The sequence below is a fragment of the Streptomyces toxytricini genome (assembly GCF_014649915.1).
In the GTDB taxonomy this organism is placed as follows: domain Bacteria; phylum Actinomycetota; class Actinomycetes; order Streptomycetales; family Streptomycetaceae; genus Streptomyces; species Streptomyces toxytricini.
Map to the genome: position 1 here is coordinate 87,388 of NZ_BMTY01000001.1, position 16,819 is coordinate 104,206.

13 protein-coding genes, 1 tRNA gene and 2 pseudogenes are annotated in these 16,819 nt (G+C 73.5%); 11 read left to right on the plus strand and 5 right to left on the minus strand.

Going from position 1 to position 16,819, the window contains the following annotated elements; genetic code table 11:
- Nucleotides 1-2 precede the first annotated feature (2 nt).
- From IE170_RS00405 to IE170_RS00420, 4 genes are all read left to right on the plus strand, one after another.
- Nucleotides 3-395 carry a TOBE domain-containing protein gene (locus tag IE170_RS00405; protein ID WP_189807270.1) on the plus strand — a complete coding sequence of 131 codons (393 nt, stop codon included), beginning with the start codon at nucleotides 3-5 and terminating at the stop codon, nucleotides 393-395.
- A gap of 146 nt (nucleotides 396-541) precedes the next feature.
- On the plus strand, nucleotides 542-1,624 hold the full coding sequence (corA, locus tag IE170_RS00410) for a magnesium/cobalt transporter CorA (RefSeq protein WP_189807271.1): 1,083 nt from the start codon (nucleotides 542-544) through the stop codon (nucleotides 1,622-1,624).
- A 373-nt stretch (nucleotides 1,625-1,997) separates the two neighbouring features.
- Nucleotides 1,998-2,351: a DUF805 domain-containing protein gene (locus IE170_RS00415; protein WP_189807272.1), complete on the plus strand. Its 354-nt coding sequence runs from the start codon at nucleotides 1,998-2,000 to the stop codon at nucleotides 2,349-2,351.
- Nucleotides 2,352-2,567: 216 nt separating this feature from the next.
- On the plus strand, nucleotides 2,568-4,793 hold the full coding sequence (locus IE170_RS00420; RefSeq protein ID WP_189807273.1) for an NADP-dependent isocitrate dehydrogenase: 2,226 nt from the start codon (nucleotides 2,568-2,570) through the stop codon (nucleotides 4,791-4,793).
- A gap of 94 nt (nucleotides 4,794-4,887) precedes the next feature.
- Here the strand turns inward: IE170_RS00420 and IE170_RS00425 are convergent, their stop codons facing one another.
- Nucleotides 4,888-5,346, minus strand: coding sequence for a hypothetical protein (locus IE170_RS00425; RefSeq protein ID WP_189807274.1), 459 nt, complete (start codon nucleotides 5,344-5,346; stop codon nucleotides 4,888-4,890).
- Nucleotides 5,347-5,664: 318 nt separating this feature from the next.
- On the opposite strand from IE170_RS00425, the gene IE170_RS00430 reads away from it, so the two are divergent.
- Together IE170_RS00430 and IE170_RS00435 are read left to right on the plus strand one after the other, a co-directional pair.
- A complete protein-coding gene (locus tag IE170_RS00430; RefSeq protein ID WP_223856623.1) occupies nucleotides 5,665-7,413 on the plus strand; it encodes a glycoside hydrolase family 71 protein in 1,749 nt (582 codons plus the stop codon).
- A 100-nt stretch (nucleotides 7,414-7,513) separates the two neighbouring features.
- On the plus strand, nucleotides 7,514-8,785 hold the full coding sequence (locus IE170_RS00435) for an aminotransferase class V-fold PLP-dependent enzyme (protein WP_189807275.1): 1,272 nt from the start codon (nucleotides 7,514-7,516) through the stop codon (nucleotides 8,783-8,785).
- On the opposite strand, the gene cobF is transcribed toward IE170_RS00435, so the two are convergent.
- Nucleotides 8,772-9,524 carry a precorrin-6A synthase (deacetylating) gene (cobF, locus tag IE170_RS00440; protein ID WP_189807276.1) on the minus strand — a complete coding sequence of 251 codons (753 nt, stop codon included), beginning with the start codon at nucleotides 9,522-9,524 and terminating at the stop codon, nucleotides 8,772-8,774. The two genes, IE170_RS00435 and cobF, sit on opposite strands and share 14 nt — an antisense overlap.
- A gap of 18 nt (nucleotides 9,525-9,542) precedes the next feature.
- On the opposite strand from cobF, the gene IE170_RS00445 reads away from it, so the two are divergent.
- Genes IE170_RS00445 through IE170_RS00455 form a run of 3 tightly spaced genes read left to right on the plus strand, consistent with a single transcriptional unit; the run spans nucleotide 9,543 to nucleotide 12,540 of the window.
- Nucleotides 9,543-10,298, plus strand: a complete 756-nt coding sequence (locus IE170_RS00445) for a (Fe-S)-binding protein (RefSeq protein ID WP_189807277.1) — start codon at nucleotides 9,543-9,545, stop codon at nucleotides 10,296-10,298.
- Between the two features lie 47 nt (nucleotides 10,299-10,345).
- Nucleotides 10,346-11,854: a lactate utilization protein B gene (locus IE170_RS00450; RefSeq protein ID WP_189807278.1), complete on the plus strand. Its 1,509-nt coding sequence runs from the start codon at nucleotides 10,346-10,348 to the stop codon at nucleotides 11,852-11,854.
- Nucleotides 11,851-12,540, plus strand: coding sequence for a LutC/YkgG family protein (locus IE170_RS00455; protein WP_189807279.1), 690 nt, complete (start codon nucleotides 11,851-11,853; stop codon nucleotides 12,538-12,540). The genes IE170_RS00450 and IE170_RS00455 overlap by 4 nt, the downstream gene beginning before the upstream one ends.
- Nucleotides 12,541-12,783: 243 nt before the next feature.
- Here the strand turns inward: IE170_RS00455 and IE170_RS00460 are convergent, their stop codons facing one another.
- A complete protein-coding gene (locus IE170_RS00460) occupies nucleotides 12,784-13,392 on the minus strand; it encodes a DUF309 domain-containing protein (protein ID WP_189807280.1) in 609 nt (202 codons plus the stop codon).
- A 112-nt stretch (nucleotides 13,393-13,504) separates the two neighbouring features.
- On the opposite strand from IE170_RS00460, the gene IE170_RS00465 reads away from it, so the two are divergent.
- Nucleotides 13,505-13,578: transfer RNA gene (locus tag IE170_RS00465), tRNA-Pro, on the plus strand.
- Nucleotides 13,579-13,691: 113 nt separating this feature from the next.
- Here IE170_RS00465 and IE170_RS32295 read toward each other — a convergent pair.
- Together IE170_RS32295 and IE170_RS32300 are read right to left on the minus strand one after the other, a co-directional pair.
- Nucleotides 13,692-14,959 (minus strand): annotated as a pseudogene (locus IE170_RS32295) (hypothetical protein); the annotation flags it as partial.
- A 2-nt stretch (nucleotides 14,960-14,961) separates the two neighbouring features.
- Nucleotides 14,962-15,188 (minus strand): annotated as a pseudogene (locus IE170_RS32300) (AAA family ATPase); the annotation flags it as partial.
- 276 nt (nucleotides 15,189-15,464) lie between these two features.
- On the opposite strand from IE170_RS32300, the gene IE170_RS00475 reads away from it, so the two are divergent.
- Nucleotides 15,465-15,914, plus strand: a complete 450-nt coding sequence (locus IE170_RS00475) for a hypothetical protein (protein WP_189807282.1) — start codon at nucleotides 15,465-15,467, stop codon at nucleotides 15,912-15,914.
- The last annotated feature ends 905 nt before the right edge of the window (nucleotides 15,915-16,819 follow it).

Here is a 16,819-nt window from a genome sequence, read left to right on the forward strand (position 1 = left end):
CCATGGACTCGTACACGATCGGCCAGGCGGCGCGGCTCCTCGGCGTGAGCGTCGACACCGCCCGCCGCTGGGCGGACGCCGAACGGTTCCCCACCCGCCGCGAGGGCGCCCGCCGCATGGTCGACGGGCCGGACCTGGCCGCGTTCTGCGTCCAGGTCGCCCGGGAGGGCGCCGAGGACGAGGAGGCCCCCGCCACCTCGGCTCGGAACGCCTTCCCCGGCATCGTCACCGCCGTGAAGCTCGGCACCGTGGACGCCCAGGTCGAGATCCAGGCCGGCCCCCACCGAGTGGTGTCCCTGCTGACCCGGGAGGCGGTCGAGGAGCTGGGCCTCGTCGTGGGCGCGCGGGCCGTGGCCCGGGTGAAGGCGACGAGCGTGTTCGTGGACCGCGCCTGAGGCGCACCCCACCGTCTGATCCGCAGCCCTCACCGATCCGCCGCCCGCCCCGATCCGCCGCGGGATGCGGCCCGCCGCCGCGGGGCAGGAGCGGGGGCGGTGGCAGACTGGCCGCCGAACCGCCGAAGGGGAGTACACCGTTGTCCATGTTCAGCAACCTGCGCCGGGTCGTGCGCCGCGGCTACCGGCGGGCCGTGGACCTGAGCCACCCCGCCCGCTCCCCGCTCGGCAGCGCCGTCGTCAACTGCGTCGTCTACCGCGAAGGGGTCCGCCAGGAGGGCTGCGCGGATGCCGACGAGGCGCTGCGGCGGGTCCGCAAGACCGGCGGGGGATTCGTGTGGATCGGCCTGCACGAGCCGTCGCAGGAGGAGCTCGCCGGGCTTGCCGAGCTGTTCGGGCTGCACCCCCTGGCGGTGGAGGACGCCGTCCACGCCCACCAGCGGCCGAAGGTGGAGCGGTACGACGACACGCTGTTCGCCGTCCTGAAGACCGTCCGCTACGTGGAGCACGAGGAACTCACCGCGACCAGCGAGATGGTGGAGACCGGCGAGCTGATGGTGTTCACCGGTGAGGACTTCGTCCTCACCATCCGGCACGGCGGCCGCGGCACGCTCGGGCCGGTCCGCGAGACGCTGGAGGCGGAGCCCGAGCAGCTCGCCCTCGGGCCGGCGGCCGTGCTGCACGCCATCGCCGACCACGTCGTCGACGACTACGTCGCCGTCACGGACGCGGTGCAGAACGACATAGACGCCGTGGAGACCGCCGTGTTCAGCGGCGACGGCGGCCGCGGCGACGCCGGACGCATCTACCAGCTCAAGCGCGAACTGCTGGAGCTGCGCCGGGCGGTGGCCCCGCTGGCGCGCCCGCTGGAGCAGCTGGCCACGCAGCCGATCCCGCCGGTGCCGCAGGAGGCGCGCGCCTACTTCCGGGACGTCGCCGACCACCTGACGCGCGCGACCGACCAGATCAACGCGTACGACGCGCTGCTCGACTCGATCCTCCAGGCCCACCTGGCGCAGGTCACCGTCGCGCAGAACGAGGACATGCGGAAGATCACGGCGTGGGCGGCGATCGTGGCCGTCCCCACCATGGTCTGCGGCGTCTACGGCATGAACTTCGACCACATGCCGGAGCTGCGCTGGACGTACGGCTACCCGCTCGTGCTCGGGGTGATGGTCGTGGCCTGCTTCCTGATCCACCGCGGTTTCCGCCGCAACGGCTGGCTCTGAGCCCGCCCGCCCGGCCCGTCCGCCAGGGCACGCCCGTGTCGCGGCGGGATAACGATGTGGGCACCGCGGGCGCCCGGCCGCGCGTTCCTTCCACGGACACGCTGGGTGGTGCGCAGGTGCGTGCGAACACCGCAAAAGGGATCTCACGCCCCTTCAAGGGCCCCTCGTAGCCCGGGTTTCGTCACCGGTTGTGACGTGTCGCGATCAGCGGGTTCCAAGTGGCGGCGGAGCAGCACGTGTTTGGTTGCCGCAGTCGACAAAACCCCTGCACGGCCCGGTCGGCAACTCGCTTGACCGCGATGTAAGCGGGGCATAAGTTCTGCCCCGGCTTGCTCCAGAAGGACGGGCCGACGATCCGTCCTCAGGGGGGACCATGCACTACTACACCGACGTCCTGAAGAAGTACGCCGTCTTCTCCGGCCGCGCCCGCCGGCAGGAGTTCTGGATGTTCGTCCTGTTCAACATCCCGGTGGCCATCGTCCTCATGGTCGTGGACTTCGCGCTGTCGACGTACCCGCTCTTCACCGGCCTCTACCTGGCCGCCACGTTCGTGCCGAACCTGGCGGTCACGGTCCGCCGCCTGCACGACACCGGCAAGTCCGGCTGGTGGTACTTCATCAGCTTCGTCCCGTTCATCGGCGGCATCTGGCTGCTCGTCCTCATGGCCAGCGAGGGCGACGCCAACCCGAACCAGTACGGCCCGAGCCCGAAGGCCGTCCAGGCCTGATCCGGCTCCCGGGCGCGCCGCAGCGCACCTGAGCGCCGTCCCCCGGCGGGAAACCGCCCGGGGGGCGGCGCTCTCGCGTTCCCCCGGTTTCACCCGGGTGACGTGCGTCTCGTCGCTCTTCCGGCAGGGGGCTGTCCGGTCGGGCCCCATCACGAGATATCTTGATGTCGAGCAATCTTGCAGACGTGAGACGCAGACTGTGGAGCGGAGCATCCGGTGACTGACTCGACCATCATCTACACGCACACTGACGAGGCCCCGGCCCTCGCGACGTATTCCTTCCTGCCTGTGGTCCAGGCCTACGCGTCGACGGCCGGTGTGAATGTCGAGACCCGTGACATCTCCCTGGCCGGTCGGATCATCGCCTCCTTCCCCGAGTACCTGGAGGAGGGCCAGCGCATCGCCGACGCCCTCGCCGAGCTCGGCGAGCTGGCGAAGACGCCGGAAGCGAACATCATCAAGCTGCCCAACATCTCGGCCTCGATCCCGCAGCTGAAGGCCGCGGTCGCCGAGCTCCAGGCCCAGGGCTACGCGCTCCCGGACTACCCGGACGACCCGAAGACCGACGAGGAGCGCGAGATCCGCTCCCGCTACGACAAGGTCAAGGGCAGCGCCGTCAACCCGGTCCTGCGCGAGGGCAACTCCGACCGCCGCGCCCCCGGCTCGGTCAAGAACTACGCCAAGGCCCACCCGCACCGCATGGGCGCCTGGACCGCCGAGTCGAAGACGAACGTCGCCACCATGGGCGAGAACGACTTCCGCTCCACCGAGAAGTCCACGGTGATCGCCGAGGACGGCTCCCTGCGCATCGAGCACGTCGCCGCCGACGGCGCCGTCACCGTCCTGCGCGAGTCCGTACCGGTCCTGGCCGGCGAGGTCGTCGACGCCTCCGTCATGCGCGCCGCCGCCCTGCGCACCTTCCTCTCCGAGCAGGTGGCCCGCGCCAAGGCCGAGGGCGTGCTGTTCTCCGTCCACCTCAAGGCCACGATGATGAAGGTCTCCGACCCGATCGTCTTCGGCCACGTCGTGCGCGCCTTCTTCCCGCAGACCTTCGCCAAGTACGGCGAGGTCCTCACCGCGGCCGGCCTGTCCCCGAACGACGGCCTCGGCGCGATCCTGAACGGCCTGGACGCCATTCCGCACGGCCTGGGCGCCGAGATCAAGGCCTCCTTCGACGCCGAGCTCGCCGAGGGCCCGGCCCTGGCCATGGTCGACTCCGACAAGGGCATCACCAACCTGCACGTCCCGTCCGACGTCATCGTCGACGCCTCGATGCCGGCCATGATCCGCACCTCCGGCCACATGTGGGGCCCGGACGGCCAGGAGGCCGACACCCTCGCCGTCCTGCCGGACAGCAGCTACTCGGGCGTCTACCAGGCCGTCATCGACGACTGCAGGGCCCACGGCGCCTTCGACCCGGCCACGATGGGCTCCGTCCCGAACGTCGGCCTCATGGCGCAGAAGGCCGAGGAGTACGGCTCCCACGACAAGACCTTCGAGATCGCCGCGGCCGGCACCGTCCGCCTCGTCGACGCAGCGGGCACCACCGTGCTGGAGCAGGAGGTGTCGGAGGGCGACATCTTCCGCGCCTGCCAGACCAAGGACGCCCCGATCCAGGACTGGGTCAAGCTCGCCGTCACCCGCGCCCGCGCCACCGGCGCCCCGGCCGTGTTCTGGCTCGACGAGGACCGCGCCCACGACGCCCAGCTGATCGCCAAGGTCAAGACGTACCTCGCCGACCACGACACCGAGGGCCTCACCATCGAGATCCTCTCCCCGGTCAAGGCGACCGCGTACTCCCTGGAGCGCATCCGCCGCGGCGAGGACACCATCTCGGTCACCGGCAACGTGCTGCGCGACTACCTGACCGACCTGTTCCCGATCCTGGAGCTGGGCACCAGCGCCAAGATGCTGTCGGTCGTCCCGCTGATGGCGGGCGGCGGCCTCTTCGAGACGGGCGCCGGCGGCTCCGCCCCGAAGCACGTCCAGCAGCTGGTCAAGGAGAACTACCTCCGCTGGGACTCCCTCGGCGAGTTCTTCGCGCTGGCCGCATCCTTCGAGCACCTCGCCACCACCACGGGCAACGCCCGCGCCCAGGTGCTGGCCGACACCCTCGACCGCGCCACCGGCACCTTCCTCAACGAGGACAAGTCGCCGACCCGCCGCCTCGGCGGCATCGACAACCGCGGCAGCCACTTCTACCTGGCCCTGTACTGGGCGCAGGAGCTGGCCGCGCAGAGCGACGACGCCGCCCTGGCGTCCGCGTTCGCGCCGCTGGCCAAGACGCTGACCGAGGCGGAGCAGACCATCGTCTCCGAGCTGAACGCGGTCCAGGGCTCCCCGGCCGACATCGGCGGCTACTACCAGCCCGACCCGGCCAAGGCCGCGGCCGTCATGCGGCCGTCCGCCACCTTCAACCAGGCCCTCGCGACCCTGGCCTGAAGCGTGCGTGCCCCCGCGGGGGCGTAGGGCAACAGGGGTCCGCCCCCGGTCGGCAGCCGCCGGCCGGGGGCGGACGCGTATGCGCGGGCGGACGTCAGAGGCGGTGGACGCGCTCCCCCTCGAAGCCGAGCGGGTACCGCCCGGCGGCGAGGATGCGCAGCCCCGGGGCCGCCCCGAGCAGCGCCCGCAGCCAGGCCACCGCCTGCGGGGCGAGGAGCTCGGTGCCGTCCAGGACGAGGAGCATGTCGCGCTCGGCGAGCCGCGAGACGGCGGTCGCCGGGGAGCGGTTCAAAGCCGCCGCCAACTCCGTGACCGAGTAAGGGCGCTGCAGGCGGAAGACGGCCACGCCGTCGCAGAAGTTCGACGGCAGCCGCTCGGCGATCTCCCGTACCAGCAGGCTGCGCGGCTCCCGGAACCTCCCGGTCACCGTCAGGACGCGGCCCCGCCGCACGGCGGTCAGCAGCCGCGACAGCTCGGCCGACGTCGCCGGCAGCGTGCCGGAGCGGCCCGGTTCCCTCATCGGCACGATGCCCCCCATTGCATGCGTGTCCATGCGCGGCAAAGGGTTGTTTCGAGCCGCGTATGGCTGATTATGTGTCAGTTGGGCGGAAAAGTCAGGGGGAATGCCGCAGTCCGCAAGAGCCCGCGTGATGCCTCCGGAAAGCCTTCGGTTCGCTGGTCGCGGACGCTCCCGCGTGCGCCGGGGCGCACGAGCGTACGCCCCGGCACAACCGCCGCACACCCCGGCGACCGGCGTATCCGCCCTCGGCCGCCCGCTGTACGCGCCCCGGCGAACGGTTGTCCGGAAGGCGGAATTCGGCTCTACTGCTCTTCAGCCGGACGGCGGGCATATTCCAGGAGGGGCGACACGATGAGAGCGGACCGGACCACGGCCCGGCGCGCGGAGCGGCAGGACGGCACCCCGGCCGGACACCGGGCCACGGGCCGGAGGGCGCGGCGCGCCTCGCACCGGCGCCGGGCGGGCCTGCGCCGCCGCCCCCTGCTGACCCTGCTCCTCTCCGGATGCCTCCTCACCGGCCTCGTCGCCGCAGGCATCGCCTGGGACCCGTTCACGGCCGGCGCGGGCCAGTGGGCGGGCGCCCCCGGCATCGGCGAACCGTGGTCGAGCACGCCCGGAGCGTCCGGATCCGGCCCGTCCGGCAAGGCGGCCCCGACGCCCGGCAAGACCCGCGGCGGCAGCGGCAAGGGCGCCGACCCCGTACCGGACGCGGGCGACAAGGTCGACAAGCGGCCCGCGGGCGCCCTCCCCTTCGACATGCCGGAGCCCGCCGCCCTGCGCTCCGCGGCCGGCGCCGACCGGAAGCTCGTCTTCGCCCACTACTTCACGCCCTACCCGCTCTCCCTCGACAACGTCCGCGCCGACAAGGACTACTACACCCGCAACTACCTCGACCCCGACGGCGAGAACGGCAAGCACGAGCGGTACGGGGGCCTCCTGCGCGACCGGCCCCTGCCCGTCACGCCCAAGAGCGGCGACTGGCAGCTCGCCAACCTCCAGCAGGAGGTGCGCACCGCCCGCACCGCCGGCCTCGACGGCTTCACCCTCGACATGCTCTCCCTCAGCGGCCCCAACTGGGAGCGCGCGAACCTGCTGATGGAGGCGGCCCGCACCGTCGACCCCCACTTCAAGATCATGCTGATGCCGGACATGACCTCGCTGAAGACGGACGATCCGGCCGTCGTCGCCGGAGCCGTCGCCGCCCTCGCCAAGTCGCCGTCCGCGCACCGCCTCGGCGACGGACGGCTCGTCGTCTCCCCCTTCAAGGCCGAGGTCCGCGACCCCGCCTGGTGGAGCCGCTTCGCGGACGTGATGAAGTCCCGGCACGGCATCCGCACCGCGCTCGTCCCGACCTTCCTCGACTTCGACTCCCACCACGCCCGCTTCGCCCCCATCAGCCACGGCTTCTCCGAGTGGGGCTCGCGCAGCTACACCGGCCAGGAGGGCGCCGCACGCGACGTCCGCCGCTCCCACGACCTCGGCAAACTGTGGATGCAGCCCGTCTCCGTGCAGGACGCCCGCCCCAACCAGGGCGTCTTCGACGAGGCCGGCAACACCGCCACCCTGCGCGCCACATGGACCCGCGCCATCGACGACGGGGCCGACTGGGTCCAGCTGACGACCTGGAACGACTACTCCGAGGGCACCCAGTTCGCCCCGTCCGCCAACAACGGGCACGCCTACCTCGACCTGGCCTCCTACTACCTGACGCGGTACAAGACCGGCAGCTGGCCGAAGATCGTCCGCGACACCCTGTACGTTACCGCCCGCACCCAGTTCGCGGCCGCCGACCCCACCGGCGAGCAGTCGCTCGTGATGCGGCTGCGCCGGGGCAGCGCGGCCGCCCGCGACACGGTCGAGGTGCTCAGCTTCCTCAAGGCCCCGGCCACCGTCCGGACGAAGACCGGCTCGGCCAAGGCCTCCCACCAGGCCCCCGCCGGGGTCCACGCCGAACTGCTCCCGCTGCGCACCGGCACCAGCGCGGCCGCCGTCGAACGCGGAGGGAAGGCGGTCACCGCGGTGGAGCTGCCGCGCCCGGTGCAGCGCAAGGTCGAGGTGCAGGACCTCCAGTACCACGCCGCCACGAGCGGGCGGAAGTGACCCCGGCACCGGCCACCCTGGCGGGATTGGCCCTTCCGGGCCGGCCCGCCGCCCGCCGATGATCCTGCGGACGACCGCACCGTCCACCAGCGGAGGATCCGTGACCCAGCCGACGAGCCCCACCGGCGGCAGCCCGACCGGCCCGAACAGCACCGCGACCGGCCCGAACAGCACCGCGACCGGCCCGAACAGCACCGCGACCGGCGCGGGCAGCGCCCCGACGGGCGCAGACGGCGGCAGCCCCGCCGTATTCCCCGGCGGGCCCGCCCTGTTCCGCCTCGACCCGGCCGTCGCCCACCTCAACCACGGCTCCTTCGGCGCCGTCCCGATCCCCGTACAGGAGGCCCAGGCGGCGCTGCGCGACGAGGCCCACGCCGACCCCGACGCCTTCTTCGTGGGCGCCCCCGACCGGATCGCCGCCGCCCGCGCGCGGATCGCCGCCCACCTGGGCGCCGACCCCGACGGCATCGCCTTCGTCTCCAACGCCACCGAGGGTGCCAACCTCGCCCTCGCCGCGATCCCCCTGGCCGACGGAGACGAGGTCCTCGTCACCGACCACGGCTACGGCACCGTCACCGCGGCAGCCGCCCGCCGCGCCACCGTCACCACCGCCGTCCTCGACCCGTACCTCCCCGACGAGGACGCCGTCCGCGAGGCCGTCCTCGCCGCCGTGACCCCCCGTACGAAGGCCGCCCTCCTCGACCACGTCAGCTCGCCCACCGCCCGGCCCATCGCCACCCCGCGGCTCCTGGCCGAGCTCGCCGACCGCGGCATCACCACCGTCGTCGACGGCGCCCACGCCCCCGGCATGCTCGCCGACCCGCTCGCCGTCGGCGCCGACTTCTACTTCGGCAACCTCCACAAATGGGGCTACGCCCCCTCCGGCACCGCGGTCCTCGCCGTCGCCCCCGCGCACCGCGGCCGCGTCCGGGCCCTCGTACCGTCCTGGGAGGACGCGCACGGCTTCCCGCGCTCCGTCGAGAACCGGGCCACCGCCGACTACACCGGCTGGCTCGCCGCCCCCGAGGGCCTGGACCTCCTCGCCCGCCTCGACGCCGCCAAGGTCCGCGCCCACAACAGCGCCCTCGCCGCGCACGGCGCGGCCCTGCTCGCCGAACTCCCCGGGCTCACCCCGCTGCCCTGGGGCGAGGGCATCGCCATGCGCTCCCTGCGCCTGCCGCCGGGCCTCGCCGAGACGCCGGAGGCCGCCCGCGTGCTGCGCGAGCGGATGGCCGCCGAGCACGGCATCCGCATCCTCGTCTGGCCCTGGGCGGGCGGCGGCGGCATCCGCGTGTGCGGGCAGCTCTACAACCGCCCCGAGGAGTACGAGCGCCTCGCCGCCGTCCTCCCCGGCTTCCTCAGCGGCGCCTGAGCAGGTACGTGTCCATGATCCAGCCCTTGCGGGCGCGGGCCTCCGTGCGCAGCTCCTCGATCCGGCCGGCGACGTCCGCGAGCCGGCCCTGCACCAGGATCTCGTCCGGAGTGCCCACGTAGGCGCCCCAGTAGATGTACGCGTCCTGGTCGAGGTGGGCGGTGAAGGCGTGCCGCGCGTCCAGCATCACCACCACGTCGTCGGCGTCCTGCGGCCACCCCTCGGACAGGCGGCGCCCCGTGGTGATCTGGACCGGGCGCCCGACCCGGTTCAGCGTCGTGCGGTGCCGGGCGAGCAGCGAGGAGATGCTGCTGACGCCCGGCACCACCTCGTACGCGAACGCCACCCGGCCGCGCTCCAGCACCTCGTCGAGGATCGCGAGGGTGGAGTCGTACAGCGACGGGTCGCCCCACACCAGGAACGCGCCCGTCTCGCCCTCGGCGAGGTCCTCCGCGATGAACCGCTCGAAGATCTCCGCCCGCGCGCTGCGCCAGCCGTCCACCGTCGGCGCGTACTGCTCCGGAGTGCGGTCCCGGTCCGGGTCCCGGCCCTCCACCAGCCGGTGGCCGGGGCGGGCGTGCTCGTCGAGCATCGCGCGCCGCAGACCCGTCAGGTCCGCCTTCTCCTCGCCCTTCTCCAGGATGAGGAACGCGTCCGCCGCGCCGATCGCCCTGACCGCCTGGAGGGTCAGGTGTTCCGGGTCGCCCGCGCCTATGCCGATCACTGAGAACTTCTTCACGCGGCTATTCTGCCCGTCATGCGAGCCGCGCTGTTCGTCACCTGCGTCAACGACGCGCTCCACCCCCGCACCGGGGTGGCCGTCGTCCGCCTGCTGGAGCGGCTCGGGGTCGAGGTCGACTTCCCGGCTGCCCAGAGCTGCTGCGGGCAGCCGCAGTACAACACCGGCCTCCGGCGCGAGGCCGAACCGCTGCTGCGGCGCACCGCAGAGGCCTTCGCCGGCCACCGCTACGTCGTCACCCCGTCGGGCTCCTGCACCGCGATGGTCCGCGGCCACTACCCGCGCATCGGGCGGCTCGCCCGGCAGGAGGGCCGCGGGGGCCGGCTGGAGGCGTACGCGGAGGACCTGGCGCCGCGGGTGTACGAGCTCTCCGAGTTCCTGGTGGACGTGCTCGGGGTGACCGACGTCGGCGCGTACTACCCGCACACCGTCGCCTACCACCCCTCCTGCCACGGGCTGCGCGGACTCGGCCTGGGGGAGCGTCCGCGCCGGCTCCTCGCCGCGGTCAGGGGGCTGGAACTGGTCGAGCTGCCCGGCGCGGAGGAGTGCTGCGGCTTCGGCGGCACGTTCGCCGTGAAGAACCCGGACGTGTCGGCGGCCATGGGCGCAGACAAGGCCGCGGCAGCGGCCGCCGCGGGAGCCGAGGTGCTGTGCGGCGGCGACAACTCCTGCCTCGTCCACCTCGACGGCATCCTGCGCCGCGCCGGTTCGCCGGTGCGGACCGTGCACCTGGCCGAGATCCTGGCCTCGACGGAGGAGGAACCGTTCGCATGACGAGGGCCGGAGTACACGGAACGGACGGAATGCACGGAATGCGCGGCATGCGCGGAACGCAGGGCGCGGACGGCGCGCAGGCGGCCTTCCTCGGCATGCCCGCCTTCCCCGAGGCCGCGCGCCGCGCCGTCCACGACCCCGTCCTGCGCGCCAACCTGCGGCACGCCACGCACACCATCCGCGGCCGCCGCGCCCGGGCCGTCGCCGAACTCGCCGACTGGGACCGGCTCCGCGCCGCCGGCAAGGCGATCAAGGACCACACGCTGCGCCACCTCGACCGCTACCTGGTGCAGCTGGAGGAATCCGTCACGGCCGCGGGCGGCACCGTCCACTGGGCGGTCGACGCAGCAGAGGCCTGCCGCATCGTCACCCGGCTGGTCCACGCCACCGGCGCGCGCGAGGTCGTCAAGGTGAAGTCGATGGCGACCCAGGAGATCGGACTGAACGAAGCCCTGGAGGAGGCCGGGATCGCCTCGTACGAGACCGACCTCGCCGAGCTCATCGTGCAGCTCGGCCATGACCGGCCCTCCCACATCCTCGTCCCCGCGATCCACCGCAACCGCGGCGAGATCCGGGACGTCTTCGCGCGGGAGATGGGCCGCTGGGGCCGCCCCGCCCCCGACGGCCTCGGCGACGACCCGCGGGAGCTCGCGGAGGCGGCCCGCCGCCACCTGCGGGAGAAGTTCCTGCGGGCCCAGGTGGCCGTGTCCGGCGCCAACTTCATGGTCGCGGAGACCGGCACCCTCGTCGTGTTCGAATCCGAGGGCAACGGGCGGATGTGCCTGACGCTGCCCGAGACGCTGATCTCCGTCGTCGGCATCGAGAAGGTCGTCCCGACCTTCCGCGACCTGGAGGTCTTCCTGCAGACGCTGCCCCGCTCCTCCACCGCCGAGCGGATGAACCCGTACACGACCATGTGGACCGGCACGGCCGGCGGGGACGGGCCCACCGCGTTCCACCTCGTCCTCCTCGACAACGGCCGCACCGACACCCTCGCCGACGCCGTCGGCCGCCAGGCACTGCGCTGCATCCGCTGCTCCGCCTGCCTGAACGTCTGCCCCGTCTACGAGCGGGCCGGCGGCCACGCCTACGGCTCGGTCTACCCCGGCCCGATCGGCGCCGTCCTCAGCCCCCAACTGCGCGGCACCGGAAGCCGCGTCGACGCGTCGCTGCCGTTCGCGTCCACGCTGTGCGGGGCCTGCGAGGAGGTGTGCCCCGTCGCCATCGACATCCCCGAAGTCCTCGTCCACCTGCGGGAACGCATCGTCCAGGGCGGCCCGGCCACCCGCGAGGGGGTCCGCGTACGGATCCGGCCCGCCCGCGGCCACACCGCCGAACGCGCCGCCCTGCGGGCCGCCCGGCTCCTGCTCGACCACCCCGGCGCCCTGAGGGCGGGGGAGCGGCTGCTGGCCCGCGCACGGCGCCTGCGGCCGCGCCGGCTGCCCGGACCGGGCCGGGCCTGGACGGACAGCCGCGACCTGCCCGAACCGCCCGAACAGCCGTTCCGCGACTGGTGGGAGCAGCGGGAACGACAGGACGAGAGGCGCAAACCATGACGAGCAGGGACGTCATCCTGGCCCGCATCCGGCGGGCCACGGCCGCCGACCCCGCCGGGGCCGAACCGCCGATTCCGCGGGACTACCTCCGCGTCCACGGCGAGCGCACGCCCGCCGAAGCCGCAGACCTGCTCGCCGCAAACCTCGCCGAGTACCGCGCCCACGTCCACCGCACCACCGCCGACGGCCTCCCCGCCCTCCTGGCCCGGCTGCTGGCCCGGCGCGGCACCCGCACCGTCCTCGTCCCGGCCGGCGTGCCCCCGCACTGGCTCGCCGACACGGCCGCCACAGAGGTGCCCGACCGCGCCGGGGCCGGCCCGCACGAACTCGACGCCGTGGACAGCGTGGTCACCGGCTGCGCCCTGGCCGTCGCCGAGACCGGGACGCTCGTCCTCGACGGCGGCCCCGCGCAGGGCCGGCGCCGCATCACCCTGATCCCGGACCACCACGTCTGCGTGGTCCGCGTCCCGGACCAGGTCGTCGACTCGGTGCCGCAGGCCCTGGAACGCCTGGACCCGACCCGTCCGCTGACGTGGATCTCGGGCCCCTCGGCGACGAGCGACATCGAACTGAACCGCGTGGAGGGCGTCCACGGCCCCCGCACCCTGGACGTCATCCTGACCACCTTCCCGGAGCCGCCCACCGCCCCCGCACCCGGCCCGACGGCCGAGCCCCCACGCCCCTGACCACCGCCCGCAAGCCGGCGGCCCGACGGCGGTCGGGGTCCGGCCGCAACGCTGCGGCCCGGCCGCGGCTCAGCGGCCCAACTCCCGCCGGGCCGTCGGCGATGGTCCGGCCCGGCCGCGGCGCAGAGGCTCGACGGCGGCCCGGCGCCGGCCGGGACCGGCGGCAACTCAGCGGCCCGGCGGCGGCCCGGGCGACTCGACGGGGCCGGCACCCCAAGCGGCGGTCAGCATGCCGGAGGCGGCTCAGCCGCTCGGGGGCGACGGGGCTCCGCCCAGCCGGGGCGCCTCCGCCACGGGATCGACGGGCCCGCCCCCGGCCTCCACCCGCCCGGCAAGCTCCCGAGCCCAGCCGACCACCCCCGACACGTCAATGCCGTACCAGCGCACCCCCGCACCCACGCCACCGACCTGGCCGGGGCCACCCCCCTGGCCGGGCCCGGACAGCCGATCCGACTGACCCGGCCCACCTGGCCGGCCCGGCCCGCCCGGCCCGCCCATCTCACCCAGCGCGGCCAGCGCATCCGCTCCGCGCCGCAGCAGCCGGGCCCCTCCGACCGCGTTGCCGCGGGCCGCATGGGTCAGCCCGACCGCGATCTGCGCGAGCCCCCGCCACAGCGGGGCGGCCTCCTGCGGCCCGGACTTCCAGGCGTCCTCGAACACCTCGTGCGCATGGAACGGCATGCCCGCGTCCAGCAGGCGCTGCGCCTCCCGGACCGTCTCCGACGGGGCACGCACCACCCCCTCCGGCTGCCGCGCCACGCCCGGAGCCCCGTAGGGCAGCGGCCGCCCCAGCCCGTCCCGCGGACGCGCGCTCCGCGCCCGCCCCTCGGCATCCCGATCCCGTCCCACCATCCGGCCATCCTCCCCCGCCCCGGATACCCGTGCATGCGCACCCCTCGACGTGGGGTAATCTTCTGCATGTGCCGCAGGGCAGAACCCCAGGTGGGAGCAGCCTGAAGCACAACGGGACGTGGCGCAGCTTGGTAGCGCACTTGACTGGGGGTCAAGGGGTCGCAGGTTCAAATCCTGTCGTCCCGACTTGCGAATGCGCAGGTCAGAGGCCGTATCGGAAGCACCCGATACGGCCTCAAGATCGTTTTGGGGATCAGTTGGGGATGGAGCCGGTCTGAACGGGTCAGACGGCGGCCATTACCCACGCGCAGCGGTGGGGTGGGGGAGTTCCGGCGGCGGGTGTGGGTGAACGGTTCCGCGGTGGGGACCGACCCGGCCGCGCGTTGAGCGTCCCGGGCGAGGGCCGCGCGCATATTGAGGCGGCCGGGCGGGGTGGGGCTGGTGGTCCGCTCCTCGGCCCGCTCGCGGTAGGCGGCGGCACGCTGCTCGGCGGCGGTTGGCCTGCGGGTGCCGGTGACCGGGTTGCCGTAGAGCGCCGGTGTGCCGTCGGGGGCGACGGTGGTGCCACGGGCGTTGAAGACCGACTTGGCGGTGGCGGCGGCTTTGCGTCGCTGGCGGCCCGCTGGGTGCGGTCACGAGCCTGCGCTTTGGACGGCACGGCCTTGGCGTTGGTCGCTGCGGCCTGTGCCGCGAGGTCGGCGGCGTCGGTGGCTGCCGTGGTGTCCATGACGACCCCCACGGCGCCGGACAGCAGATCGGTGAGGTTCTCCGGCACGGGCAGGGCAGGGGCCGCGGTGTCCAGAGCGTCGCACCATTTGTGAGCGTGCGCGAGCATGGTTGTGGCGTCGTGGTCGGCGCGCTGGTGGGCTGCGGTCCAGATGCGGGTGAGGGTGGCCAACAGGCCTGCGCCCAGCACCTTTTCGCACAGACCGGCGACGGCCCGGGTCTCGCCGGCGTCCAGGATGCCGACGTCACGGCGGCCGAGGACCAGGGCCGCCACGGCGGCGGCGCGCTCGATGCCCTGGAGGGTGGGGTGGGCGAGGTCGGGCACGACCAGGGTTCGGGCACTGGTGCGCAGGGACGTGCGGTCCGTGGGCCGCGTGACCAGGTGTGCGCCTTCGACACGGCTCTCCTCCAGCAGGAGCGCGGCCTCGACGACACGGGGGTTCGCTCCGGCCGGCGCCGTCCAGACGGAGTGGGCCGCGTGCGCGGCCTCGTGGACGAACACTCCCCAGGCGGCGGGATACCGCTCCTCGTCGCCCACGATCCGCCGATGGATCTCGTGGGGCTGGAGCGGGGCGAACAGGCCGGCGTCGAACTCGACCTCGCCCAGGATGGGGAGGAACGCGGCCGGTGCGCCGCTGCGCGTGCCGGGGCGGCAGGTGACGAGGAAGTCCTGGCGGCCGGAGAGGTCGACCAGCCCATCGCCGAGTTCGGCTCCGACGCGTAGCCACGCGTCCGGGGATTAACGGGGTTGCGAGGGCGGGGCGCCGTCTTGGTCCCAGCGCGCGAGGTCGGCGTGGTCGTCCCGCGTGGTGGCGGGGGACCGGACGTCGTGGTGGGCGCTCGTCGCGAGCGGCCCCGGTGCGCAGAGCCGGTGACGCCCGGGGGCTGCCGGACGGCCGAGGCGGACAGCTGCTTGCCGCGGGTGAGGGAGCGACCTCCTTGACGCCGACAGCCTTGACGACGGCGGCGGCGACGGCGACGGCGTCGCGATCCTCCAGAGGAGCGATGCCGATCAGGTTCGCGAGCGCGGCTCTGGTGCCGAGGACGGCCACGGTCTTCTGGTGGCTGAGTTCGTGTTGGCCGGCAGCCCGCCGCCCGTGGCCGGGAACAGGTACTCCTGGTCGGCAGACGCCCCGCTGGTGCAGCGTCTGCAGTGGCGCGTCCAGAACGGCGAACACGCGCCCCACCAGGCCCAGGCCGCAATGGCACTGACTGGAAATCGGCTCGACAACCTCCGAGAAGGCACCTGACAAACGGTCCCGGCCGCCTAAGCCCCCTATCCATAGGTTATTTTGACTGGCCTGTCCGTCTCGAATCGACTGCCATAACGAACGAAGGGAAACGCCATGAGGATCACCAGGACTGCACGTAGGACGCGGGCCAGGATTGCCGTGTCCGTCGCGGCCCTGGCCGCGGGCTCACTCATACTCACCGCCTGCGGCGGAAGCAGCGACAGCGCCGGCAAGCTCGACGGCACCTACTACGTCAAGGACGTCAACGGCACGTCCGACCTCGGCCAGTTGGTCGTCAAGGGCAACAGCGTCTCGCATCATGAGTACGGCTGCGATGGTGTCTACGAGAAGCCGGGCGTGACCAGCACCGGCGAGTTCAACAAGGACCAGTCCCAGATCATATGGACGGTCGCCGGAGACGACCCCCGCAACAAGCGGACCGGCAGCGAGGCAGTCTCGACCAGCAACACCTCGATCAGCATCGGCGGTAGCGTGTACGTGCGTGACGACTCCGATGCCGGCAAGGCACTGTTGGACGGCTTCAAGACCAAGTGCGCCAAGTAGCGTCGACGTCCCGCCTGGCCGGCGCAGCAGCACAGAACCCCGTGGCATCGCGTCCACGGGGTTCTGTCCTTCCTCGGCTGGTCAAGCCTCTGACGTCTCCTCCTGAAGCTGCGGCGCCGCGTATGGACGACGCACCCGGTGAGGTTGATCGTTCTCACCGGATGCGTCAGGCCTCCACGCCCGCCCTCGATCGGAGGATCAGTCCTCCTCGCGCCGGCCTCGGCGGGGGGCGACGGCCGGCCGCTGCTGCGGCTCCGGGGTCTCCACGCTCCGGGGAGCCGGATCGGCCGTCCGGAGCGGACGTGGAACCGGAGCCTGCCGCGGCGAAGGAGCCGGTGCAGGAGCAGGCGGCCGCGGAGCACGCCCCGGCGGGGCAGGCGTCTGGCGCGGCGTCGACGTCTGGATCGAACCCGGCTGACGCACTGCCTGCGTCCGACCCGGAGTCCGCACACCAGGCGCAGCCGGAGCCCGACCCACAGCCGGAGCACCGGCCCCTGGCTGCCTCGGAGCCGAGGAGCCTTCGCGGCGGGCGCTGTTCACGGGCAGCAGCCGGTCACTGTTCGTCTGCGCCTCGGCCTGCTCCTGCCTTGCCGGCGGCCGGATGGGGGTCTGGGCCCGAGCCGGGGCAGGGGTGCTGCGAGCGGAGCCCTTGGGACGCGCGCTCGGCGCACCCGGCTGTGTCGGAGCAGGAGCCGGGGCAGGCACGGCGTCGCCGCCGAAGCGCTGCGGTGCAGCCTGCTGGTTGCCGTCCTGTTGGCTCTGCGCGCCCTGGGAGCCCGCGCCGAACTGGATCGGACGCGCGCTGGGCGCACCCGGCCGCGCCGGATCCGGAGCAGGAGCCGGGGCAGGCACGGCGTCGCCGCCGAAGCGCTGCGGTGCAGCCTGCTGGTTGCCGTCCTGTTGGC